18 protein-coding genes, 1 rRNA gene and 3 pseudogenes are annotated in these 22447 nt (G+C 71.1%); 15 read left to right on the top strand and 7 right to left on the bottom strand.

From position 1 onward, the window contains the following. The 9 genes from rrf to ADK41_RS03385 all read left to right on the top strand — a co-directional run. Positions 1-97 (top strand): 5S ribosomal RNA (rrf, locus tag ADK41_RS03420); the annotation flags it as partial. Between the two features lie 61 nt (positions 98-158). Further along, positions 159-815, top strand: a complete 657-nt coding sequence (locus tag ADK41_RS03415) for an HAD family hydrolase (protein ID WP_030822878.1) — start codon at positions 159-161, stop codon at positions 813-815. A gap of 60 nt (positions 816-875) precedes the next feature. Continuing rightward, positions 876-2105, top strand: coding sequence for an MFS transporter (locus ADK41_RS03410; protein WP_030822881.1), 1230 nt, complete (start codon positions 876-878; stop codon positions 2103-2105). Continuing rightward, positions 2056-3228 (top strand): acetoin utilization protein AcuC, encoded by a 1173-nt coding sequence (locus tag ADK41_RS03405; RefSeq protein ID WP_030822884.1) that lies wholly within the window; start codon positions 2056-2058, stop codon positions 3226-3228. Before ADK41_RS03410 ends, ADK41_RS03405 begins: the two co-directional genes overlap by 50 nt. A 102-nt stretch (positions 3229-3330) precedes the next feature. Next, positions 3331-4146: a phosphatase gene (locus ADK41_RS03400; protein WP_030822888.1), complete on the top strand. Its 816-nt coding sequence runs from the start codon at positions 3331-3333 to the stop codon at positions 4144-4146. Between the two features lie 129 nt (positions 4147-4275). Beyond that, positions 4276-4488: a helix-turn-helix domain-containing protein gene (locus tag ADK41_RS03395; protein WP_157847821.1), complete on the top strand. Its 213-nt coding sequence runs from the start codon at positions 4276-4278 to the stop codon at positions 4486-4488. Positions 4489-4642: 154 nt separating this feature from the next. After that, entirely contained in the window at positions 4643-4741 is a 99-nt protein-coding gene (locus ADK41_RS38680; RefSeq protein ID WP_003948845.1) for a 30S ribosomal protein bS22, read from the top strand. A 169-nt stretch (positions 4742-4910) separates the two neighbouring features. Further along, entirely contained in the window at positions 4911-5972 is a 1062-nt protein-coding gene (locus ADK41_RS03390; RefSeq protein WP_030822894.1) for an NAD-dependent epimerase/dehydratase family protein, read from the top strand. A gap of 14 nt (positions 5973-5986) precedes the next feature. After that, a complete protein-coding gene (locus tag ADK41_RS03385) occupies positions 5987-7063 on the top strand; it encodes a lysophospholipid acyltransferase family protein (RefSeq protein WP_030822897.1) in 1077 nt (358 codons plus the stop codon). A gap of 158 nt (positions 7064-7221) precedes the next feature. On the opposite strand, the gene ADK41_RS03380 is transcribed toward ADK41_RS03385, so the two are convergent. The 3 genes from ADK41_RS03380 to ADK41_RS03370 all read right to left on the bottom strand — a co-directional run bounded on the left by ADK41_RS03380 (position 7222) and on the right by ADK41_RS03370 (position 11126). After that, positions 7222-8475 (bottom strand): DUF5667 domain-containing protein, encoded by a 1254-nt coding sequence (locus ADK41_RS03380; protein WP_030822907.1) that lies wholly within the window; start codon positions 8473-8475, stop codon positions 7222-7224. Between the two features lie 251 nt (positions 8476-8726). Beyond that, positions 8727-9554 (bottom strand): ECF subfamily RNA polymerase sigma factor, BldN family, encoded by an 828-nt coding sequence (locus tag ADK41_RS03375; RefSeq protein WP_030822910.1) that lies wholly within the window; start codon positions 9552-9554, stop codon positions 8727-8729. 660 nt (positions 9555-10214) lie between these two features. Next, the gene (locus ADK41_RS03370) at positions 10215-11126 is read right to left on the bottom strand and encodes an HAD family hydrolase (protein ID WP_051843050.1); all 912 of its coding nucleotides are present in this window, start codon (positions 11124-11126) and stop codon (positions 10215-10217) included. A gap of 103 nt (positions 11127-11229) precedes the next feature. On the opposite strand from ADK41_RS03370, the gene ADK41_RS03365 reads away from it, so the two are divergent. The 5 genes and pseudogenes from ADK41_RS03365 to ADK41_RS03345 form a co-directional block, all read left to right on the top strand. Next, entirely contained in the window at positions 11230-11508 is a 279-nt protein-coding gene (locus tag ADK41_RS03365; RefSeq protein ID WP_030822924.1) for a glutaredoxin family protein, read from the top strand. A 300-nt stretch (positions 11509-11808) separates the two neighbouring features. Then, positions 11809-12576, top strand: coding sequence for a redox-sensing transcriptional repressor Rex (locus ADK41_RS03360; protein WP_030822928.1), 768 nt, complete (start codon positions 11809-11811; stop codon positions 12574-12576). Next, a complete protein-coding gene (locus ADK41_RS03355) occupies positions 12573-14279 on the top strand; it encodes a glutamyl-tRNA reductase (RefSeq protein ID WP_030822931.1) in 1707 nt (568 codons plus the stop codon). Before ADK41_RS03360 ends, ADK41_RS03355 begins: the two co-directional genes overlap by 4 nt. Beyond that, the gene (gene hemC, locus ADK41_RS03350) at positions 14276-15235 is read left to right on the top strand and encodes a hydroxymethylbilane synthase (protein WP_030822934.1); all 960 of its coding nucleotides are present in this window, start codon (positions 14276-14278) and stop codon (positions 15233-15235) included. Before ADK41_RS03355 ends, hemC begins: the two co-directional genes overlap by 4 nt. Beyond that, positions 15232-16908, top strand: a pseudogene (locus tag ADK41_RS03345) (uroporphyrinogen-III synthase); the annotation flags it as partial. The gene hemC and the pseudogene ADK41_RS03345, both read left to right, overlap by 4 nt. 54 nt (positions 16909-16962) lie before the next feature. Here ADK41_RS03345 and ADK41_RS40555 read toward each other — a convergent pair. The 4 genes and pseudogenes from ADK41_RS40555 to ADK41_RS03330 form a co-directional block, all read right to left on the bottom strand. After that, positions 16963-17370, bottom strand: a pseudogene (locus ADK41_RS40555) (nucleotidyltransferase family protein); the annotation flags it as partial. Next, complete coding sequence (locus ADK41_RS42740; RefSeq protein ID WP_324614134.1) at positions 17301-17534, bottom strand: Scr1 family TA system antitoxin-like transcriptional regulator; 234 nt, start codon at positions 17532-17534, stop codon at positions 17301-17303. The gene ADK41_RS42740 and the pseudogene ADK41_RS40555, both read right to left, overlap by 70 nt. A 275-nt stretch (positions 17535-17809) precedes the next feature. Further along, complete coding sequence (locus tag ADK41_RS41535) at positions 17810-18055, bottom strand: hypothetical protein (RefSeq protein WP_158717648.1); 246 nt, start codon at positions 18053-18055, stop codon at positions 17810-17812. A 108-nt stretch (positions 18056-18163) separates the two neighbouring features. Beyond that, a pseudogene (locus tag ADK41_RS03330) lies at positions 18164-21493 on the bottom strand (RHS repeat-associated core domain-containing protein). A gap of 436 nt (positions 21494-21929) precedes the next feature. Between ADK41_RS03330 and ADK41_RS41530 the strand changes: the two are divergent. Continuing rightward, positions 21930-22346: a hypothetical protein gene (locus ADK41_RS41530; protein ID WP_158717649.1), complete on the top strand. Its 417-nt coding sequence runs from the start codon at positions 21930-21932 to the stop codon at positions 22344-22346. Positions 22347-22447 lie beyond the last annotated feature (101 nt).

Below are 22447 nucleotides of genomic sequence, written 5' to 3'. Positions count from 1 at the left end.
GGAAACGCCCGGTTACATTCCGAACCCGGAAGCTAAGCCTTACAGCGCCGATGGTACTGCAGGGGGGACCCTGTGGGAGAGTAGGACGCCGCCGAACAAATAGTGTAGAAAACCCCGCACCGTATGGTGCGGGGTTTTCTGCGTTTAGAGTCGAGGTCATGCGCTATGACCTCGTCATTTTCGACAACGACGGTGTTCTCGTCGACAGCGAGCCGATCTCCAACCGGCTCCTGGCCGCCCATCTCACCGAACTCGGCCATCCGACCTCGTACGAGGACTCCATCCGTGACTACATGGGCTCCGCCATGCACCGTGTGCACGATCTCGTCGAGGAACGGACGGGGCAGCGGTTGCCGGCGGACTTCGACGACGTGTTCCACGCCCGGGTCTTCGCCGCGTTCGAGCGGGAGTTGAAGCCGGTCGCCGGCGCCACGGGCGTACTCGAGGAACTGGCCGCCGACGGGGTGCCGTACTGCGTGGCCTCGTCCGGGAGCCATGAGCGGATCCGGGTGGGGCACCGCACGACCGGGATCGACCGGTGGTTCGACGACGAGCGGATCTTCAGCTCGCAGGATGTGGGGCGGGGGAAGCCGGCACCGGACCTGTTCCTGTACGCCGCCGAGCGGATGGGCGTGGCGCCCGAGCGGTGTGTGGTCGTCGAGGACAGCCCGCTGGGCGTCCGGGCGGCGGTCGCGGCCGGGATGGACGTGTACGGGTTCACCGCGATGACGCCCGCGGCGAAGCTCCCCGGGGCCACAGGACTCTTCGAGGACATGGGGGAGTTGCTCCCCCTGCTCTCACGGGCGCGAAGCTGAGGGCAATTCATCTTTGACCGGATCTACCCACCGGTACCCCCGAGCCCTACGCTCGCCGCCATGACTGATGTGCTGCGGCGCGGCAGGGCCTCACTGGCGTTCGGCTTCCTCGTGCAGGGCGTCGCCTTCGCTCTGCTGGTGACGCGGATCCCGGCCGTCCAGGACCGGTACGGGGTCTCGGACGCGCTGCTGCCGGTCTTCCTCGCCGCCGTGCCGATCCTGGCGGGCATCGGGAGCGTCACCACGGAGCGGCTGGTGAAGCGGGTGCCGCCGAGCCGGGTGCTGAGGTGGTCGCAGCCGGTGGTGCTGCTGGCGCTGCTGGGCGTCGGAGCGGGCGGGCACATGGCGGTGCTCGGGGTGGCGCTGGCCGCGTTCGGGCTGGCCGTGGGGGCGCTGGACGCGTCGATGAACATGCTCGGGGTGAGCCTGCAGCGGGCGTACGGGCGCAGCATCATGCTGAGTTTCCACGCCGCGTACAGCCTGGGCGGCATCGTCGGGGCGTCGCTCGCGTGGGTGGGGGCGCACGAGGACCTGGCGCTGTGGGTGTCGTACCTGCCGGTGGTGCTGGTACTGCTGCCGGCCGCGCTGGTCGGCAGTCGGTGGTACGTCGACGGGGGTGGGGAGCCGGCCCGGGAGAACGCGGAGGGCGGGCCGGCGGTTGGCGGCCTCACGTGGCTGTTGCCGCTGTGCCTGGTGATGACGGTGGCGTACATCGGGGACTCGACGGTCTCCAACTGGAGTGCGAAGTACCTCCAGGACGTGCTGGGGGGTTCGGAGCAGCTGGCGACCGTTCCGTACAACGTCTACATGGTCACCACGCTGCTGGGGCGGGCGATCGGGGACGTCGGGGTGCGGCGGTTCGGGGCCGTGGCGGTGGTGCGGGCCGGGGCGCTGGTGGCGGCGGTGGGGTTCGCCGTGGTGGCCGGGGCGTCCGGTGCGTGGGTGGGGATGCTCGGGTTCACGCTGCTGGGGCTCGGGCTGTGCGTGCTGGTGCCGCAGACCTTCGCGGCGGCCGGGCGGCGGGCCTTCGAGAGCGGCCGTCCGGGGGCTTCGGACGCTGCCGTGGCGCGGCTGAACGTCTTCAACTACGTGGGTTTCCTGATCGGTTCGCCGTTGGTCGGGGCGCTCGGCGACGCCTGGAGCTACCGCGGGGCGATGCTTGTGCCGATGGTGTTGGTCCTGGTGACGCTCGTGTACGCCAGGTCGTTCGCCGCGGAGCCGGACCGATACGGTGGCGGGCATGAGCGGGCGCGTACAGCTGATGTGGGACGAGGCAGTGACGGGCTATGACTTCGGCCGGGACCATCCGATGGATCCGGTCCGGCTGGCGCTGACCCGGAGTCTGGTGGGCGCCCTCGGGCTCGACCGGGAGGTGGAGGTGGTCGCCGCGAAGGCGGCCGGGGAGTCGACGCTGCGGCTCGTCCACCGGGAGGACTACATCGGGGCGGTGCGGGCCGCGTCGGCCGATCCGGCGGCCGCGGACCAGGCGTACGGGCTGGGGACGGTGGACGATCCCGCGTTCGCCGGGATGCACGAGGTGTCGGCGCTGATCGCGGGGCAGTCCGTGGGCGCGGCGGAGGCGGTGTGGCGCGGGGACGCGCCGCACGCGGTGAACTTCGCGGGCGGGCTGCACCACGCCATGCCGGGCGCGGCCTCCGGTTTCTGCGTGTACAACGACGCCGCGCTGGCGATCGCCCGGCTGCTGGAGCTGGGCGCGGAGCGGGTCGCGTACGTCGACGTCGACGTGCACCACGGGGACGGGGTGCAGGCGGCGTTCTGGGAGGACCCGCGGGTGCTGACGATCTCGCTGCACGAGCATCCGCGGACGCTGTTCCCGCAGACCGGGTGGCCGGAGGAGACGGGGGCGGGCGGCGCGGAGGGCGGCGCGGTCAACGTGGCGCTGCCGGCCGGGACCGGGGACGCGGGGTGGCTGCGGGCGTTCCATTCCGTCGTGCCGGAGCTGCTCGCGGACTTCCGGCCGCAGGTGCTGGTGACGCAGCACGGGGCCGACACGCACTTCGAGGATCCGCTGGCGCACCTGGCGGTGTCGCTGGACGCGCAGCGGGCGGTGCAGGTGGCGTGCCACGAGCTGGCGCACGAGCACGCCGACGGGCGGTGGGTGGCGCTGGGCGGTGGCGGTTACGCGGTGGTGGAGGTGGTGCCGCGGTCCTGGACCCATCTGGTGGGGATCGCGGCCGAGCGGCCGGTGGAGCCCACGACGATGATCCCCGAGGGCTGGCGGCAGGAGGTGTACGCCCGGACCCGGCAGCCGGCGCCGCGGCGGATGACGGACGGGCGGTGGCCGGTGTCCTGGGCCGCGTGGGACGAGGGGTACGACCCGGCGGACCGTGTGGACCAGGCGATCCTGGCGGCGCGACGCGCGGTGTTCCCGTTGCGGGGGCTGCTGCCCTGACGGCTGTACGGGCGGCCGTGCACGGGGGTTCCGTTACGCCGACCGTGCGGTGTTCCCCCGTTCCGGGCCCGCGGGGCTCCGGTGTCCCGCACCATCGCTTCCGTGCTGACCCCTGCCGAGCTCCGTGCGCATCTCCTCGCCGCCCGGCTCGCCGGGGTCGTGGGCACCACGCGGGAGGAGAGCCTGCGGAGCTACCGGCTGTTCGCCGCCCGGGATCCGCGTCTGCTGATCGGGTTGGAGCCCGAACGGGTATGGGGTGAGCGGGAATTGCTCGCTCTGATGGCGGACAGGTGCGGGGTTTCGGCCGATTCCGCGCACACCTTCGGCCATGATGTGATCGACCCCGGGCGGACCCTGGCCGCCCTGGACGCCTTAGCGGAGCGGCTGGCGGTCGCTGCGGAGCGTGGCGGGCCGGTCCTGTTCGGCACCGGTCACCCGCACCGGCTGCTCGGCTTCTACGCCGTTCTGGCAGACGCCTTGTCGGCGGCGGGATGTGCCGTCCTCACCCCGGCGCAGGGTCGCTGTGTCGACATAACGACCAGGTTCGGTCTACGCACGTACAACCTCGACTACGTCCGGGGAGTCGGGCTCGTCCGGGGCGCGACCGCGGAACGCCCCGGTGGTGAGCCCGGCGCACACACGCACTCCCCCCTCCCGGTTCGGACCGCGCTCGCCGCGGCGGCCGACGCCGGCGGGCCGCTTCCGGAGCTGGTGATCGGAGACCACGGCTGGGTCTGCGGAGCAGGTCAGCTGGGGTTCGAGGCCGTGGGGCCGGCTGATGTGAACGACCCCGCGCCGTTCGTGGGAGAGGCCGAGGGGGCCGTGTCCCTCGTCGTTCCACTTGATGACGGCGTGCGGTCCGATCACTACCTGCCGCTGGCCCGCTACGTACTCAATCGAGCGTGTCTGTCACAGTAGGCCGCCGATGGGTGCACCTCTTCCCCACTCGCATCACCCGCCCCTACATTGGGGAGTGAGCACGCAACGACGAAGAGTCACCGGAAGGGGAAGCCGGTGGCCGTCGAGTGCGGAAGGTTCAGGTGTGTCATGGCTGCAGCTGGCGAGAGGCCTCTGAACGAGGTTCAGTTCCTTACCGTGGCGGAAGTCGCCTCGGTGATGCGAGTGTCGAAGATGACCGTGTACCGGTTGGTGCACAGCGGTCATCTGCCCGCGATCCGGGTGGGGCGGTCCTTCCGCGTCCCGGAGCAAGCGGTTCACGAGTACCTCCGCGAGAGCTACGTGGGGGTGGACTCCGCCTGACGGCGATCCGGGGAGGTCCGTACCGGGCACTCGCGGGCCTCCCCGGTCACCTCGATTACGGTCTCGGCGCTCGGGCGGGTAGGCTAGCCCCTCGTAGGTCGTGTGGGCCCATGGCGCCCAAACACCGAGTGATGAGAAGTGAGCGAGGGTAGTCGTGGGCTCTGTTATCAAGAAGCGGCGCAAGCGGATGGCCAAGAAGAAGCACCGCAAGCTGCTCAAGCGCACGCGCGTCCAGCGTCGCAACAAGAAGTAAGCGACAGCGCGAGAGCGTGTCCAGTGGCCCCCCACCGCACTCCGGTGGGGGGCCACTGCCATGCGTACGTCCGGGGATGTCGTCACTTCAAGCATCCGGCCGGCACCACAGAGCGACGGCGACCCGGTAGGTTGGCCGTCGGGAGCAGGGCGAGAGGAAGGCGCTGATCTTGGGAAAGGTCGTGCTCGTGACCGGGGTGGCCCGTCAGCTGGGGGGCCGTTTCGTCCGGCGGATCCTGAGGGATCCGGAGGTGGACCGGGTCGTCGGTGTGGACGCGGTCCCGCCCGAGCACCACCTGGGCGGCGCGGACTTCGTCCGGACGGACATCCGCCAGCCCACCATCGCGCGGGTGCTCGCCGAGTCGGGCGCCGACACGGTGGTCCACCTCGACGTGACGGGCACGCCGCTCGGCAGCGGCGGCCGGACCGCGCTGAAGGAGACCAACGTCATCGGCACCATGCAGCTGCTGGGCGCCTGCCAGAAGTCCCCGACCATCAAGCGGCTGGTCGTGAAGTCCAGTACGAACGTCTACGGTTCCGCGCCCCGCGACCCGGCGGTCTTCACCGAGTCGACCCCGCCCAAGTCCCTGCCCAGCGGCGGCTTCGCGAAGGACGCGGTCGAGGTCGAGGGGTACGTGCGCGGCTTCGCGCGCCGCCGTCCGGACGTCGCCGTGTGCGTGCTGCGGTTCGCCAACATCCTGGGCCCGGCCGCGGACAGCCCGCTCGCCTCGTACTTCTCGCTGCCGGTGCTGCCGACCGTGTGGGGCTACGATCCGCGGCTGCAGTTCGTGCACGAGGACGACGTCGTCGAGGTGCTGCGGATCGGCTCGCACGAACCGAGGCGCTCCACGCTCAACAGCGGCACCTTCAACATCGCCGGCGACGGCGTGCTGCTGCTCTCGCAGTGCTCGCGGCGGCTGGGCCGGCCGACCGTGCCGCTGCTGCTTCCCGCGGTCAGCTGGGCGGGCTCGCTGGTGCGTACGCTGGGGATGACGGACTTCTCGCCCGAGCAGATCCGGCTGCTCACGCACGGGCGGGTGGTGGCGACGGACCAGATGCGGGAGACGCTGGGCTTCACCCCGAAGTACTCGACTGCTGAAACGTTTGCGGACTTCGTGCGCGGCCGCGGCCCCGGGTTGCTTCCGCCGGAGACGCTCGCGAGGGCCGTCGACCGGATCGCCGTGCTGCCCCTGCCGGGCAGCGGTCACTCCCCGACGCGGGGCGTCAACTGAGGAGCGCAGCAACGATGGCGGACGCCAAGGTCATTCCGTTCGACGACGACCACCGCTCGCGTGGGGGTGCCGCGCAGCGCCCGTCGCGCCGCCGGGGCGCGGGGAGCCGGCGCCAGGGCGGCGCGCAGCCTGCGGCGGTCGGGGAGGTCCAGCCGCTGCCGGGCGTGACGCCCGTGCGGGATGATGATCCGGTGACCGGTGTGGACGAGCAGCCCCAGGAACCGGCCGGTGGCGGCACGGACGGCGGAGCCGGCGGGCTGGAGCGGCGGGTCGCGAGCGGTCTGGCGTTCCTGCGCCGCCGGCTCACCGGGGACTACGACGTCGACGACTTCGGCTACGACGAGGAGCTCACCGACCAGGTCCTGATGTCCCTGCTGCGGCCGGTGTACGAGAAGTACTTCCGGGTCGAGGTGAAGGGTGTCGAGAACATCCCGTCGGAGGGCGGCGCGCTGATCGTCGCCAACCACTCCGGGACGGTGCCGGTGGACGGTCTGATGATGCAGGTCGCCGTCCACGACCACCATCCGGCCGGCCGTCATCTGCGACTGCTCGCGGCGGACCTGGTGTTCGTGCTGCCCGTGGTCAACGAACTCGCCCGCAAGCTCGGGCACACCCTGGCCTGCGCGGAGGACGCCGAGCGCCTGCTGGCGCAGGGCGAGCTGGTGGGGGTGATGCCGGAGGGGTTCAAGGGCATCGGGAAGCCGTTCGGCGAGCGGTACAAGCTGCAGCGGTTCGGGCGCGGCGGGTTCGTCTCGACGGCGCTGCGGCAGGGCGTCCCGATCGTTCCGTGTTCGATCGTCGGGGCGGAGGAGATCTACCCGATGATCGGCAACGCGAAGACGCTGGCGCGGGTGCTGGGCTTTCCGTACTTCCCGCTGACGCCGACGTTTCCGTGGCTGGGTCCGCTGGGGGCGATTCCGCTGCCGACGAAGTGGACGATCCAGTTCGGCGAGCCGATCCCGACGGACGGGTATCCGCCGGAGGCGGCGGACGACCCGATGCTGATGTTCAACCTGACCGACCAGGTCAGGGAGCAGATCCAGCACACGCTGTACAAGCTGCTGGTGCAGCGGCGGTCGGTGTTCTTCTAAGGGTGCCCCTTTTTGGTCCCGGGGCGTGGGAGAGCCCGGTGTGGTGGGTCGTGTGGCGGGTGCGGGCAGGTCGTGGTGGCTCGCGCAGTTCCCCCCGCCCCTGAAGGGGCGCAGCTGCCCGCGTTCCTCCAGGGGCGCGGACAGCTGCGCATCCGGTCCTACTCGGCGTCCTCGCTGTCGATGCCCAGGCCCGGGAGGAGGCCGGGCAGGAGGGGCGGGAGGGTGACGTCGGGGGCGGAGGGCGGGGTGAAGCCGCCCGTCGACGGTGGCGGGGTGGTGACGGCGCCGCTCTTCTCGGGCGGGTCGAGCAGGTCGCCGGTGTTGCCGCCGAGCAGGCCGTCGCTCTCGCGGTCGGCGTCGGCGGAACCGGAGGGCCCGGCGCTGCCGGAATCGCGTTCGCCGGAGGTGTCGCCGCCGGTGCCGGAGGACTGCGAGGGGGTCGTGCCGGACGGCGGGGTGGCGGGTGCCGACTCGGAGCCGCGCCGCTGTGCGCCGTCGCCCTCCTCGCCGGTCGGGGGCTGGGGGAGCAGCGACCGCAGCGGGGCGACGTCTTCCTCTATGGCGTCGAACACCGACGAGACCTGCTGACTCACGTCCCCCAGCTGCACGGGCAGCCGGTCGCGCAGGGTGCCCCAGGTGTGGCGGTGCGCCTGGGAGAAGGAGGAGAGGGCCTGCATGGGGCCCAGGGAGTCCGGGTCGCGCTCGTACGCCTCGCGCAGCAGCCGGTGGCCCTCGGCGGCGTCGTGCCGCATGCCGGACAGGGCGCGGCGGATCTCGCCGAGGGACTCGTGGTCGAGGGAGCCGCCGCGGTCGCGCTCCATCAGCCGGCGGGCTTCGCCGAGGCGGGTGGAGGCGTGGTCGAGGTAGACCCGGCCACGCTCGTCGTCGCCGTCGGCGAGGCCGAGCTTGACGTCCTCGATGCCTCGCTTGAATCCGTAGAGGGAGTCACCGGGCAGGGCGTCGGAGCTGGCGACGGCCACTCCGCCCAGGGCGCCGGCGGCGACGCCGACGGTGAGTCCGCCCGCGGTGAGTCCTTTGGCCAGCCGCGACCGCGGTCGCAGTCTGCCCAGCGGGGTCGCCCGGTGGGCGCCCCCGGCCCGGCGCGAGCGCTGTCCGGGTACGGCCTGATCCGTCGTCTCGCCCGCAGCGGCGCCCTCCTGGAGCATGGCCTCGAACGCGGCCACCAGCTGGGCCCGCTGGACGACCTTGACCTCGGGGTCCAGTTCCGGCTTGGGCAGCGCGCCGAGGCCGGAGGCCAGTGCGAGCAGCTGTGCCCGCTCGGTCTCCGCGGCGGCGGCCGGGGCCGGTGCCGATCCTTCGGACTGCTCGGCCGCCGTGCCCCGGTCGGACTGCTCCTCCAGGGCCTGGGCGAAGGCGTTCGCCCGCCGGTGCGCCGATACGTTCGCGATCACTGGCGGCACCTCCTCTCGTCATCACGGTCGACTCCCCAGGGGGTCCTGAGGGGTCCCCGCCCTGACCACGGCCACACGAACGGGTGATCGAAGTCGGTCAGGGGGTGACCACAGGGAGCCTGTATCCCGCACAACGACGGGCGCGGCACTTGGGTTACGGAACCGGGTCGACCGAATGAGGAAGCCAACCGGGTTTCACACACCGTGAGTTGGGTGTCGCTGAGCGTGTTCCGGCCCGCGGGTGCGCGCGGTCAGCGGGCGTCGTCCGGGAGGAGCCGGGCGAGGGTGCGGACGGCCCGGTACTGGAGGGTCTTGATGGCGCCCTCGTTCTTGCCCATCACGCGGGCGGTCTCGGCGACGGACAGACCCTGGAGGAATCGGAGCGTGACGCACTCCTGCTGTTGGGGGTTGAGTCGTCGTACGGCATCGAGGAGGGCGGCGTTGGACAGGGACTCGAGAACGGAATCCTCGGGGGAGCGCTCGACCTCGTTGGCGTCGAGCATCTCCCCGGTGGTGACCTCGAGGCGGAAGCGGCTGGACTTGAAGTGGTCGGCGACGAGGTTGCGGGCGATGGTCACCAGCCAGGCGCCGAAGTCGCGGCCCTGCCAGGTGAAGGTGCCGATGCGGCGCAGGGCGCGCAGGAAGGTCTCGCTGGTGAGGTCCTCGGCGGTCGCCTTGCCGCCGACGCGGTAGTAGATGTAGCGGTAGACGGTGTCGCTGTACTGGTCGTACAGCCGTCCGAAGGCCTCGGCCTCGCCGGCCTGGGCGCGCTCGACGAGGTCCATCATCCGGGCGCTGTCGCTGTCGGCGGCGGGACGGCGGGCGGCGGGGGCGCCGGTGGTCGTCCTGGCGGAGCCCCCCTTGGCCGTGGTGGCGAGGACCGTGGGGTGGCGCCCCCGTCCGTCGATCGCGGCACCGCCGTCGGCGAGGGCGTAGCACGGGCCGGCGGCGGGGGCGGTGGCGAACGCGGGGACCGTGTGCGCGGCGGGGACGATGCCGCGCAGCAGGTCTCGGGCTGTCGCGACTGTCGCGCGCAGCGTAGCCAGGCCCGAGGCGTCAACCCCGACGTGTGGGTACACGGGACTCCCAGAGGCAGAGCTTCCATCACGTGCAGTGCGGAACCGTTCACCCGTCGTGGCTACGGGTGGGTACCGGATTGCGTCTGAGGAGAATAACGCTTCGTAAAGGTGCTGCTACGCCGAGTTGCTCAAATCACCGATTGCGTCGCTTCTGTAGCCGGTTGACGGGCGGTTGGGTGTGGTCTGGTGACCGGTTTTTGATCGGGATCGTTCGTGTTTCGGGGCGGAGTGGGGCGGGTTGTGGCCGTGTGCAGCCAAGAGGGCTGGACAAGGGGGTTGCGGGGTTGGGCGGTTGGATTGGCCGGGTTTGGGCGCGGGGTGGTGGAAGTGGTCCTCGGTGACCGGTTCGGTGAGGGGACGAGGGTTGACCGGGGGTCCGGTGCCGGTCCGGGTCGGGGGTGGGTCTGCGCGTCCGGTGCGGTAGGGGGTGCGCCGCGTGGGTGTGGGCCGGGGGGTGTTCGCGCGGCCCGGCGCTCACGGGGTGCTGTCGCGCCCACCCGTGCCGCCCTGCGGCACGACTGCCCGCGGGAACGGCAGCGGCTGCCGGTGGGGACGGCGGGCGGTTGGCTGTGGGGATGGCGGGCGGCTGCCTGTGGAGACGGCAGGTGGGTGCCGGTGGGGGGGCGGCGGTAGTGGCTGCCTGTGGGGGCGGTGGTCGGGTCAGCGGCGTTTGCGGTGGAGGGCGATGGCGGCCGCCGTGCCGCCGGCCACCGCGCCGACGCCCGCCGCCGCCGGGATGCCGACCTTGGCCGCCTTGCGGCCGGTGCGGTAGTCGCGCAGGCGCCAGTCCATGCGGCGGGCGTGCTTGCGGAGCTTGGAGTCCGGGTTGATCGCGTACGGGTGGCCCACCAGCGACAGCATCGGGATGTCGTTGTGCGAGTCGCTGTACGCCGCGCAGCGGCCCAGGTCCAGCTCCTCCGCGAGTGCCAGCGCGCGGACCGCCTCCGCCTTCGCCGGACCGTGCAGCGGCTCGCCCACCAGTTTGCCCGTGTACACGCCGTCGACCGACTCCGCGACCGTCCCCAGCGCCCCGGTCAGCCCCAGCCGGCGGGCGATCACCGTGGCGATCTCCACCGGTGCCGCCGTGACGAGCCACACCCGCTGTCCGGCGTCGAGGTGCGCCTGGGCCAGCGCCCGGGTCCCCGGCCAGATCCGCTCGGCCATGTACTCGTCGTAGATCTCCTCGCCGATGGTCTGCAGCTCGGAGACGCGGTGCCCCTGGACGATGGAGAGCGCCGAGTCGCGGGCCTCCTGCATGTGCTCGGGGTCCTCGACCCCGGCCAGCCGGAACCACGCCTGCTGCCAGGCGAACCGGGCGAGCTCGCGGGTGTCGAAGAACTTCCGCTTGTACAGGCCCCGCCCGAAGTGGAACAGGGCCGCGCCCTGCATCACGGTGTTGTCCAGGTCGAAGAACGCGGCGGCCCGTTCGTCCCCGACGACCGGGAATTCCGGTTCGCGTTCGGAAACCTCCTGGGTGGACTTGCGTGCTGCCTCCGCCGAGGCCTCGCCTGCCAACACGCTCCGCGCCGTGGCGGAGCGCCTACGGGGAGTGAGCCATCCGAGAGCGGCCATGGCGTGAGCATAGCCAGTCGGCGCGAATGTTCCGGAGCCGAGAGGTTCGAGCCTCGTGAACTCTTCGGGTCCGGGCGTCGAGGCGCGCGCGACAATGACCCGCATGAGCCCTCTCTTCCGCCGCAGCACGCCGGTCGCCCCGCAGGACCGGCTCGTCACCCTCGTCCGCAAGCCCGGCTGCCATCTGTGCGACGACGCGCAGGTGGTGGTGGAGAAGGTGTGCGGGGAGCTCGGCGTCCCGTGGGAGCACAAGGACATCACCGAGGACCGGGAGCTGCACGACCGGTACTGGGAGCAGATCCCCGTCGTCCTCGTCGACGGCGAGCAGCACACCTTCTGGCGCGTGAACGAGGACCGTCTCCGCAAGGCCCTCACTGACTGACCGACCAGTCCAAACTGACCGAAAGTCGCTTAGGATCGATGGTGACTTGGTCTCAGGGGCGGGATTCACAGAGGAGAGTGTGCGGTTTTGCCCCCAGAAGAAAAGGGACGGCGGTGCTCGTGCGCCGGTTCCCCGCGAGCGCGCCGGGGGCGCGTGACCCCGGTCACGTTGGCCGGGCAAATCGGACACAATCTTTGTGCACGCGTTCACAAAGACATAGCCTGCATGCGACGGGGCGGTCCGGAGACGTATGACCTGACGTATGACCGCCTGAAGCCCCGCTCTACCCGCAGGAGCACCGTGGCAACTGGCCGAACTCACCGACCGGCGACCCGTAGCCGAGGGATTCCCGAGGCCACCGTCGCCCGCCTTCCGCTGTACCTCCGCGCCCTCACCGCGCTCTCGGAGCGCTCGGTGCCCACGGTCTCCTCGGAGGAGCTGGCGGCCGCCGCGGGGGTCAACTCCGCGAAGCTGCGCAAGGACTTCTCCTACCTGGGCTCCTACGGGACCAGGGGCGTCGGTTACGACGTCGAGTATCTCGTGTACCAGATCTCCCGTGAACTCGGCCTGACCCAGGACTGGCCGGTCGTGATCGTGGGGATCGGCAACCTCGGCGCCGCCCTCGCCAACTACGGCGGGTTCGCCTCCCGCGGTTTCCGGGTCGCCGCGCTGATCGACGCCGACCCCGCGATGGCCGGGAAGCCCGTCGCCGGCATCCCGGTGCAGCACACCGACGAGCTCGAGTCGATCATCACGGACAACGGCGTGTCGATCGGCGTGATCGCGACCCCCGCCGGCGCCGCCCAGCAGGTCTGCGACCGTCTCGTGGCCGCCGGCGTCACCTCCATCCTGAACTTCGCGCCGACCGTGCTGACCGTTCCGGACGGTGTCGACGTGCGCAAGGTGGACCTCTCCATCGAGCTGCAGATCCTCGCCTTCCACGAGCAGCGCAAGGCCGGCGAGGAGGCGGCGGCCGACACCGCCGCCGCCCCGGCCGCCGCCCGCCGGCGGTCCGCCGCCACCGACCAGGGACCCGACGGGGACGTACCCGCCGTGATGCCGGCATGAGCCTCCTCGTCGTCGGACTGAGCCACCGCAGTGCGCCGGTCAGCGTGCTGGAGCGGGCCTCGCTGAGCGTGGACGCGCAGACCAAGCTGCTGCAGGACACGGTCGCCGCGGAGCCCGCCGCCGAGGGCGCCGTCCTCGCCACCTGCAACCGCATCGAGCTCTACGCCGACGTGGACAAGTTCCACGCCGGTGTCGCCGAGCTGTCCACGCTGCTCGCCCAGCACAGCGGGGTCGGCCTGGAGGAGCTCACTCCTTATCTCTACGTGCACTACGAGGACCGGGCCGTCCACCACCTGTTCTCGGTGGCCTGCGGTCTTGACTCGATGGTCGTGGGCGAGGGCCAGATCCTCGGCCAGATCAAGGACGCGCTCGCCCGCGCCCAGGAACTGCACACCGCCGGACGGCTGCTGAACGACCTGTTCCAGCAGGCGCTGCGGGTCGGCAAGCGGGCCCACTCCGAGACCGGCATCGACCGCGCCGGGCAGTCCCTGGTCACCTTCGGCCTGGAGCAGCTGGCCGTCGGCGCGCCCGTCGAGACCTGGGCCCGGGACAGGAAGGCGCTGGTCATCGGCGCCGGTTCGATGTCCTCGCTGGCCGCGGCCACGCTCGCGCGGGCCGGCGTCGACGAGATAGTGATCGCCAACCGCACGCCCGAGCGCGCCGAGCGCCTCGTGCAGATCCTCGCCGAGGGCGACGACACGGACGTGCTGGCCCGCGCGGTCCCGATGGAATCGGTGCCGTTCGAGCTGACACGTGCCGACGTCGTCGTCTCCTGTACGGGTGCGACGGGACTGGTCCTGACGGCCGAGGCGATCGCCGCGGGTGTCGAGGGCCGCGTCGGACGGCAGCCGGTCGTCGGCCTGGACGACGAGGCGGCCGAGGCGGCCGATGTCCTGCTCACGCCCACCTCCGTGGGCGCGGAGGAGAACTGCCCGCTGGACCTGTCCGCCGTACGGCCCGGCTTCTCCGTGATGGGCGAGGCCGCCGTCGCCGGTATGGACGCGGCGACGCTGGAGCAGCACGCCGCGTGGGCCGCGGGGACGACCGTCGACCGCAGCCGGACCGGCCGCGGCGGCCCGGAGGCCGACGCCGAGCTGATCGGCGCGCTCGCCGCGACCGCGTCCACCGCCGGCCGGATCCCCGAGCGGCGCCGTCCGGAGCCGGTGGCCGAGCCGTCGCGCCCCGAGCCCGTGCTGTTCCTGCTGGACCTGGCGATGCCGCGCGACGTCGACGCGGCCGCGCACCGCCTCGCCGGGGTGCGCCTCGTCGACATCGAGTCGCTCGCGGAAGCCTCCGCGGACGCTCCGATGGCTGCCGATGTGGACCAGGTGCGGCGTATCGTCTCCGACGAGGTCGCCGCGTTCGGGGCGGCGCAGCGGGCGGCGCACATCACGCCGACCGTCGTCGCCCTGCGCACCATGGCGGCCGATGTGGTGGCCGGTGAGATCGCCCGTCTGGAGGGACGGCTCCCCGGTCTGGACGACAAGCACCGCGCGGAGATCACCCAGACCGTGCGGCGGGTGGTCGACAAGCTGCTCCACGCGCCGACGGTGCGGGTCAAGCAGCTCGCGGCCGAGCCCGGCGGCGCCGGGTACGCGGACGCGCTGCGCACCCTGTTCGACCTCGACCCCGAGACGGTGGCCTCCGTCTCCCGGGCCGGGGAAAGCACCGAGAAGAACGCAAGGAACCGAGGGCCGGCATGACTGAGAAGGCACTGAGGCTGGGGACGCGGCGCAGCAAGCTCGCCATGGCCCAGTCCGGGCAGGTGGCGGAAGCCGTGAGCCAGGTGACCGGACGGCCCGTCGAGCTCGTCGAGATCACCACGTACGGCGACGTCTCGCGTGAGCACCTCGCGCAGATCGGCGGCACGGGCGTGTTCGTGGCCGCGCTGCGCGAGGCGCTGGCGCGGGGCGAGGTGGACTTCGCGGTGCACTCGCTGAAGGACCTGCCGACGGCGCAGCCCGACGAGCTCGTCGTGGCGGCCATCCCGGTGCGCGAGGACCCGCGCGACGTGATGGTCACCCGCGACGCGCTGAAGCTCACCGACCTGCCGCGCGGCGCCCGCATCGGCACGGGTTCGCCGCGCCGCATGGCGCAGCTGAACGCGTACGCGCGCAGCCGCGGCATGGACATCGAGACGGTCCCGATCCGGGGCAACGTCGACACCCGCATCGGGTACGTCCTGAAGGGCGAACTGGATGCCGTGGTGCTGGCCGCCGCCGGAATGAACCGGATCGGACGCAGTGACGAGGTGACCGACGTCCTGTCGGTCGACACGGTGCTGCCCGCCCCCGGCCAGGGGGCACTGGCGATCGAGTGCACCGCGGACGACGCGGAGCTCGTCGCCGCGCTCGCCGAGCTCGACGACCCGTTCACGCGGGCCGCCGTGACGGCCGAGCGTTCCCTGCTCGCCGCCCTGGAAGCCGGCTGCTCCGCCCCCGTGGGCGCGCTGGCCGACTTGCTGGCCGACGGGCAGATTGTCAAGGAGATGCGCCTGCGCGGCGTCGTCGGCTCGACCGACGGCTCGACGCTGGTGCAGCTGTCCACCACCGGTCCCGTGCCCGAGACGCACGAGGCGGCGATGACGCTCGGTCGCGAACTCGCCGCCGAGATGCTCGCGCAGGGCGCGGCCGGTCTGATGGGGGAGCGAGCACAGTGAGCCCCACCACCCTTCCCGCCCCTCCGGAACACGGGCACGTCACCTTCCTCGGTGCCGGACCCGGGGATCCGGGACTGCTGACCCTGCGCGCCGTGGAGGCGCTGGCCAACGCGGACGTCCTCGTCGCCGAGCACGAGGTGCTCGACGTCGTACGCACGCACGCGAGGCAGGGCGTCACCGAGGTGCACACGGACTCCGACACGTCGGATCCGGGCACGGGCACGCCCCAGCTGACGGTCGTCGACGGCGCGTCAACAACCGCCGGTGTCCCCGCGGTGCGGGATGCCGCACATCTTGTCATGGAGGCCGCGCGGGGCGGCAGGCGGGTCGTGCGTGCGGTGTCCGGTGATCCCGGGCTCGACGCGTACGCCGCCGAGGAGATGCTGGCGTGCGCCTCGGCCGGGGTGCCGTTCGAGGTCGTCCCCGGTGTCGCGGCGGCGGTCGGCGTGCCCGCGTACGCCGGTGTGCCGCTGCGCGACGCGCAGGGCGCGGACGTCCGTTTCGTGGACGCGCGTACGGCCTCGGACCGGTGCTGGACGGAGGTCGGGGCGTCGGACGGCACGGTGGTCGTCTCCACCACGCTGGACTCCGTGGCCGCCGCGGCGGGCGAACTGGTGTCCGCAGGCCGCAAGCCCGACACCCCGCTGACGGTGACGGTCGCCGGCACGACGACCCGGCAGCGCACCTGGACGGCGACGCTCGGCACGATCGCGCAGACGCTGAAGCAGGCGAAGGTGCTGCCCTCCCCTGAGGGCGGCCGGCCGGTCATAGCCGTGGTCGGCGAGCGCAGTGCCACCGCCCGGCGCGACCAGCTGTCGTGGTTCGAGTCCAAGCCGCTGTTCGGCTGGAAGGTGCTCGTGCCGCGCACGAAGGAGCAGGCGGCGTCGCTCTCCGACCAGCTGCGGTCGTACGGCGCCGTGCCGCACGAGGTCCCGACGATCGCCGTGGAGCCCCCGCGCACCCCGCAGCAGATGGAGCGGGCGGTCAAGGGCCTGGTCACGGGCCGCTACGAGTGGATCGCGTTCACCTCGGTCAACGCGGTGAAGGCGGTCCGGGAGAAGTTCGAGGAGTACGGCCTCGACGCCCGCGCCTTCGCGGGGATCAAGGTCGCCGCGGTGGGCGAGCAGACGGCGAACGCGCTGATCGCCTTCGGCGTGAAGCCGGACCTGGTGCCGAGCGGCGAGCAGTCGGCGGCGGGCCTGCTGGAGGACTGGCCTCCGTACGACCCGGTCTTCGACCCGATCGACCGCGTCTTCCTGCCCCGTGCCGACATCGCCACGGAAACCCTGGTCGCCGGTCTCATCGACCTGGGCTGGGAGGTCGACGACGTCACGGCGTACCGGACCGTGCGCGCGTCGCCGCCGCCGGCGGAGACCCGTGAGGCGATCAAGGGCGGCGGCTTCGACGCGGTGCTGTTCACGTCGTCGTCGACGGTCCGGAACCTGGTCGGCATCGCGGGCAAGCCGCACAACGTGACGGTGATCGCCTGCATCGGCCCGGCGACGGCGAAGACGGCCGAGGAACACGGCCTGCGGGTGGACGTGATGGCTCCCGAGCCGTCGGTCCACAAGCTGGCGGAGGCCCTGGCCGACTTCGGCGCGCGGCGCCGGCTGGCGGCGCTGGAGGCCGGCGACCCGGTGACGAGGCCGAGCGAGCGCCGGCCGGGGGCGCGCAGTGAGGTGGCGGGGCGGGGCGGGACGGCACGCCCCGCCACCGTGCGTTGCGGTTCAGGGCGCGGGCCATCCCAGTACGGTCGGCTCGGGCCACTGTCGGCGCCGGCGTGCGGCCTTGGCCTCGTACACGGCGCGCGGCGCGAGGACCGGGTTGGGGCGTAGTACGACGAGCCGGAACACGTCGGAGAGCCCGTGCGGCGCGTAGACGCGCCACCGGCCATCGGGTTCCAGCCGTACGCCCAGGCAGCAGGTGGTCGCGGCGAAGCTGTCGATCGCCGTCTCGGTGGAGGTGTGCGGAGGGCACGGGATGCCGAACTTCTGCTCGTACCAGAGGTGGACGCGGACCTCGACCTCGGCCGGGAGGTCCGCGAAGGTCTCGGCCGAGGTGCGGATCACCGCGTCCTCCGCCTCCCAGGACAGGTCGCGGTCGTCGAAGTGGAAGACGTCGTAGTCCTTGGCAGTACCTGAAGGTCGACGTTGCGGAACGCGCAGACCTCCAGCAGTCGTTCGAGCTGCCCGCGCATCACCATCTTGCCCCCGATGGGCCGACGAGGCGTCGACTCGCGTTGGACAAAACTGAAGACGGCCTGGGCTGTCGTGTCGCTGACGATCTCCTGCCGCGCCACGCGGGCCGGCACCTGCTGTTCCAACTGGTCGGCGGTGAAGGGCGGGCGGCGGGCCTCTACGCCCGGCCGCCGAACCCGGTCGTCGCTCTGCAAGTGCGTGAAAGCACCCCCGCTGCACTTTCAGTTCCTGTTCCGACGTCGAACCGTATAAACGATCACTGCGACCGAAACGGCCACGATGAGTAGAAATCCTCCCATGATCACAAGATCGGCGCCGCTCAAGTTCCCCACAAGTCAGACCTTTCGCTTATCGAAATCACGAAAAATCGGCACACTCATCCCTGCCGGTTGCAGTCGCCGGATTCACGCATTCCGGCTTTTGGGGTCCTGGCTCGTACGCCCGTCCTTATGGTGCGCCAGCAAAGGATGATGACAAGCCACATGGCGGCCGCACCGAGTCCGCTCGAGGCGGACTGCGTGACGCTCGCATCTGTAAACGCCAGCGTACCGAGAAAGATGATGACTCCCCAAGCGGCAGAAACGCCGATAATCGCAGGAAGTTCTCGGATCAAGGTCTTCACTTTTCCTCCCCTGGGCAAGCCGTCGTCTTGGAATGGGTCCGCGACTGCAGCCAGGACGTGAGGATCCTGGCTGCAGTCGCTCTCTCGTCGTCCTGTCAGACGTGGGAGCTAGAATTTCCAGGCAGCCCAATTGCTCTGACAGGAAAGGGCCTGGCCCGCTTCACGCTTGAGGTTTTGCCACGTCAGGTCGCCCGGGTCGTCATCTCGGACCGAGTTGTTGACGTAGCATGCCAATCCGATGACGCCTGCGGGCTTGGAATACTTCCCGAACACGCTCCCCACCTTCTTTGTTCCGCTCTTGAGCCAGTCCGGGATGGGCAGGAGTCCTGTTGGATCCACCAGATTCACAGGGTCGCCGCCCGCATAGAGGTAGGGGTTGGTTTCCTGGCCGGAGGGGTCGGGCTGGGTGAAGCGGCCGAGAGACGGGTCGTAGTAGCGGTGGCCCATCTTGTAGAGGCCGGTGGGGTCGGCGTAGGCGCCGGCGTAGCGGTAGGGCTGGGGGACGGCCTCGGTGGGTGTGGTGCGCGGGAGTCCGGTGGGACCGTAGGCGTAGGTGTGGGTGCGCTTGCCGGCACTGTCGGCGAGGCCGAGGACGTTGCCGGTGGCGTCGGTGAGGTAGTAGTAGGACTTCCCCCCAGTCGTCATGGAGTTCAGCGTGCCCGCGGGTTCGCGGATGAATCCGGTGTCGACGCCGTTCGTGGTGGTGGAGGCCAGGCCGAGCGCGGTGTGGTGGAACCAGGTCGAACCCAGTTTGGTGCGCTCCGCGTTACTGGTGCCGGCGTGGACGAGGTCGTAGGTCCTGCCGCCCGTGGTGATGCCGGAGAGCTGGCTGTAGTCGGTCCAGGTCTCTCCCGTGCGGGGGGTGTTGTCGGCTGCTGAGGTCTCGTTGCCGAGTTTGTCGTAGGACCAGCCGGTGGTGGAGCCGTTCTTGGCGGTCAGTTCGGATGCGTCGTTGTAGGTGTAGGCCGTGGCGCCGGGGCAGGCGGTCTTGCCGCCGTCGTGGCTGGTGAGGTTGCCGGCCTTGTCGAAGCAGTACAGCCAGGAGGCCTTGCGGGTGCCGGCGGAGTCGGCTTCCAGGGCGTGGGTGAGGCGGTCCTGGGAGTCGTAGGTGTAGCTGGTGGTGGACTTCGTGAGCTTGTCGGTGCGGGTGCGGATCTTGGTGGTGTCCTTGCCCGCGGTGTTCTCGTAGCTGTAGGCGAGGTCGATGAACGTCTGGGTGCCCGAGGTGGTCTTGACCGCGCTGGGGCGGCCGTTGGCGTCGATCGTCACCGACTGGGTGGTGCCGCCGGGGTAGACCGTCTTGGTGCGCTTGTCGTTGTCGTCGTAGTCGAAGTCGGTCTTCTTGCCGTCCGGCGCCGTCAGGTGGTCGAGGCGGCCGGCCGTGTCCCAGGTGTAGTCCGTGGTGCCGGTCGGGTCGGTGTAGTGGTCGACGTCACCGCCCGGGGTGTAGGCGAGGGCGGTCTGGGCGCCGTTCTGCAGGGTGCGGCGCTTCTCCCGGTTGAGCTTGTCGTACTCCCACGTGGTGGTGCCTGACGCGTCGGTGCGGGTTTTCACGTTGCCGTCGCCGTCGTAGGTATACGTGACCGTCGAGTTGGTGGAGGAGACCTCACGGACGCGGTCGCGGGTGTCGTAGGCGTAGACGGTGGTGATGCCCCGGCCGTCCTTGACCGTCTCCACCCGGCCCAGCGCGTCGTACGTGTACGTCGTCTCGCCCAGCGGCGCCGGCGGCTTGACCTTCCACAGGTTGCCCTGGTCGTCGTACTCGAAGGACGTGACCTTGCCGTTGCCGTCCTTCGCCGTGCAGCGCTGCCCCTCGAACCCGCCGCACTCCGGGTCGGCCTCGTTGTACGTGTACTCCCGGACCCCGCCCGCCGTGCCCGAGGTGGTCACCGACATCGTGTTGCCGTTGGCGTCGTACGTGAAGGAGTCCTTGCGGCCGTCGGCCGTGGTGAAGTCGTGGGGCAGGTCGGTGCCCGCGACCGTCCGGTACGCGGACACGGACGCGGTCGCGCCGAGCGGCAGCTTCTGGGAGAGGGCGTTGTTGCGGCCGTCCCAGCCGTACGTGGTCGTGTTGCCGCCCGTGCCGTCCGCGCCGGTGCCCATGGCGTCGATCGCCGTCTGGGTGAGGTGGTTCCTGTACGTGGTGTGGCGGGAGTGGCCGAGGGGGTCGGTGACCTTGGTGACCTCGCCGTCGGCGTTGTGGACGTACTGCGTGGCGTCGCCGTCGGGGTCGGTGACCGTCGTGGTGCCCGCGTCCGACGGGGTGGCGGCGGTGTAGTCGTAGCGCCAGGTGGGGCCGGTGTGACCGCTGCCCGATGACTCCGTCGCCCGCTGCACGGAGGTGACGCGGTTGTGGCCGTCTTAGGTGAACAGGGTGACCGTGCCCTCGGGGGTGGTCACCTTCGTCACGCGGCGCGAGCCGTCGTACTCGTAGGTGGTGGCCTTGCCGGCCGTGTCCGTCACCTTGGCGAGGTCGCCGGACCCGTCGAGGTCGAGGACGGCGGTGCGGCCGGTGTGGTCCTTGGCCTGCCACTGGTTCGGGTAGGTCTTGACCAGGTCGATCCAGCGGCCGGAGCGGGTCTCGGTGAGCTTGAAGCCCTTGTGCTCGGCGCCGTCGTCGTGCTGGTCGACGGTGATCGTGCCCTTGTTCCTGTCCGTCACCTTCAGCAGGGTGCCGTACTGGTTGTAGGTGTCCTTGGTGCCGGACTTGCGGTCGGTGAGGGTGTAGGTGCCGTCCGCGTTCTTCCTCAGGTCCTTCGAGTGGCCGGCCGGGGTGGTGTAGGTGCCGTCGGCGTCGGCGGTGAAGCGGAGCAGGTTGCCGGTGGCGTCGAAGACGTCGACCTCACCGTCGTTCACCTGGAGGTAGCGTTCGTACGCCTGCCACCAGCGCTGCGACACCTTGCCCCACGGGGCTTCGAGGGAGTTGTAGGTGCGGGTCAACCGGAGTTTCTGGCCGACGCCCGCGATGTCGAAGTCCGTGGCCGCCAGCATCAGGTTGCCGTTCGAGACGTTCACCCGCGCCACCAGGGCGTCGTTCAGGCGGGTGTCGACGATCTGGTGCCAGGGCACCTCGCCCTGTCCCTCGGGCAGGTAATCGGTGGCCGCAGCGGCGGCCGACCGGGCCCCGGACGTCTTGGCCGGTTGCTCGCCGGTGGTGCGGGCCTGCTGGGCGGCCCGCCAGGCGGCCACCTCGGCCGAGGGCTTCGCCTCCGCCTGCGACGCCGGCGCCCTGGTCTTCCCGGCCGGCGTGGCGGGAGCCTCCACCTTCGTCGGCTTCGTCCACGGGCTCTCCGGCTCCGGCAACCGCGGCTTCGGTGTCGCCGCCAGGCCGGGCGCGGCGGCGATCACCACGGCGGCCGTGGCGATCGCCGAGACGAGAGCGGTTCTGTGTGTTCTCCGGGCACGCCGAAACGGCGCGCTCGTGGCACGCGAGTGCATCAGCTTCCCCCCACAGGAAGTCGGATCCGGCAACCCCACCGGTCACCAGTGACACACAAGTTGTCACGGGAAGCACACAAAACAGCGCGGCGTCCCCCCCGAACTCCGACTGCATGCGGCCCGGAATCAGCCCCGCCGCTTCAGCTGCCCATACGGGACGCAGAAGCCTCAACCACCCCAGAGAGTGGATGGAACCGGTGATGCTGTCTCTGCATACGGAACCGGACTTGACCGAAACCCTCTGACCTGGACGTGTCAATGAAGATTCGAAGCCGGAGACCGGTCGCTTCCGGCCGGGTTCAGACCTGCCCGGTCCGCCCGTCGGACGACAGCCCTCGTGCCTATCCGCTGGTCACGACGCTGTGCGTGCAGGCGGGAAAGTCGTCTCAGGGCAAACCAGCACGCAACGGGTGCTGCTGTGGCCGGGCTTCACGCCATGCACGCTTACGCCGTCCAGCATGCGCGGTCCCCCGGCCCGCAGCAACCACCCCTGCTGTGGAAGACCTTCTTCGGCAGACGCCTGCCCGTCTCCTGCGCCGCCCGACGCCGCCACCACCGGGACCGGCTCGCCCGAGCCGTGCAGTGGACCGGCCGCCTGCTGTGCTGGAGCCTCGCCACCGGCATGCCCACCGCCGCCACCGAGCTGCTCCTGACCCCGCAGGCCGGTTGGTGGCCCGCCCTGTGGCCCCGGCCCTGGTATCTCACCTGCTCCACCGCACTCGCCGGTGTCCACCGGTACGCCGAAGACGATCCTGCTGTCCCGCACGGGTCGCTCCATGTGCAGGGACAGTCCGCGGATGCGGCGATCGGCGTCGACGCGCATGGAGGTGAAGTGCCCGTACGGCATCAGTGACAGGGGCGGCAAGTCTTCTGCCGTTGCAGGCCGTTCGTTCGGTTTCGCCATGTCGCACAGCGTGTCGGCACGGGCGCGACAGCCGGCGCCCGAAAGCGGGT

Source organism: Streptomyces caelestis (genome assembly GCF_001279005.1).
Lineage (GTDB): Bacteria > Actinomycetota > Actinomycetes > Streptomycetales > Streptomycetaceae > Streptomyces > Streptomyces heliomycini.
The sequence above is the reverse complement of the archived record's forward strand: the minus strand, read 5'-3'. Positions and strand labels throughout refer to the sequence as shown.

What these genes read in the sequence shown, in the direction of transcription:
- ADK41_RS03415 (WP_030822878.1), top strand. Translation starts at nt 159, where the DNA reads ATGCGCTATGACCTCGTCATTTTCGACAACGACGGTGTTCTCGTCGAC.
- ADK41_RS03410 (WP_030822881.1), top strand. Translation starts at nt 876, where the DNA reads ATGACTGATGTGCTGCGGCGCGGCAGGGCCTCACTGGCGTTCGGCTTC.
- ADK41_RS03405 (WP_030822884.1), top strand. Translation starts at nt 2,056, where the DNA reads ATGAGCGGGCGCGTACAGCTGATGTGGGACGAGGCAGTGACGGGCTAT.
- ADK41_RS03395 (WP_157847821.1), top strand. Translation starts at nt 4,276, where the DNA reads ATGGCTGCAGCTGGCGAGAGGCCTCTGAACGAGGTTCAGTTCCTTACC.
- ADK41_RS03385 (WP_030822897.1), top strand. Translation starts at nt 5,987, where the DNA reads ATGGCGGACGCCAAGGTCATTCCGTTCGACGACGACCACCGCTCGCGT.
- ADK41_RS03370 (WP_051843050.1), bottom strand. Translation starts at nt 11,126, where the DNA reads ATGGCCGCTCTCGGATGGCTCACTCCCCGTAGGCGCTCCGCCACGGCG.
- ADK41_RS03365 (WP_030822924.1), top strand. Translation starts at nt 11,230, where the DNA reads ATGAGCCCTCTCTTCCGCCGCAGCACGCCGGTCGCCCCGCAGGACCGG.
- ADK41_RS03355 (WP_030822931.1), top strand. Translation starts at nt 12,573, where the DNA reads ATGAGCCTCCTCGTCGTCGGACTGAGCCACCGCAGTGCGCCGGTCAGC.
- hemC (WP_030822934.1), top strand. Translation starts at nt 14,276, where the DNA reads ATGACTGAGAAGGCACTGAGGCTGGGGACGCGGCGCAGCAAGCTCGCC.
- ADK41_RS41530 (WP_158717649.1), top strand. Translation starts at nt 21,930, where the DNA reads ATGCACGCTTACGCCGTCCAGCATGCGCGGTCCCCCGGCCCGCAGCAA.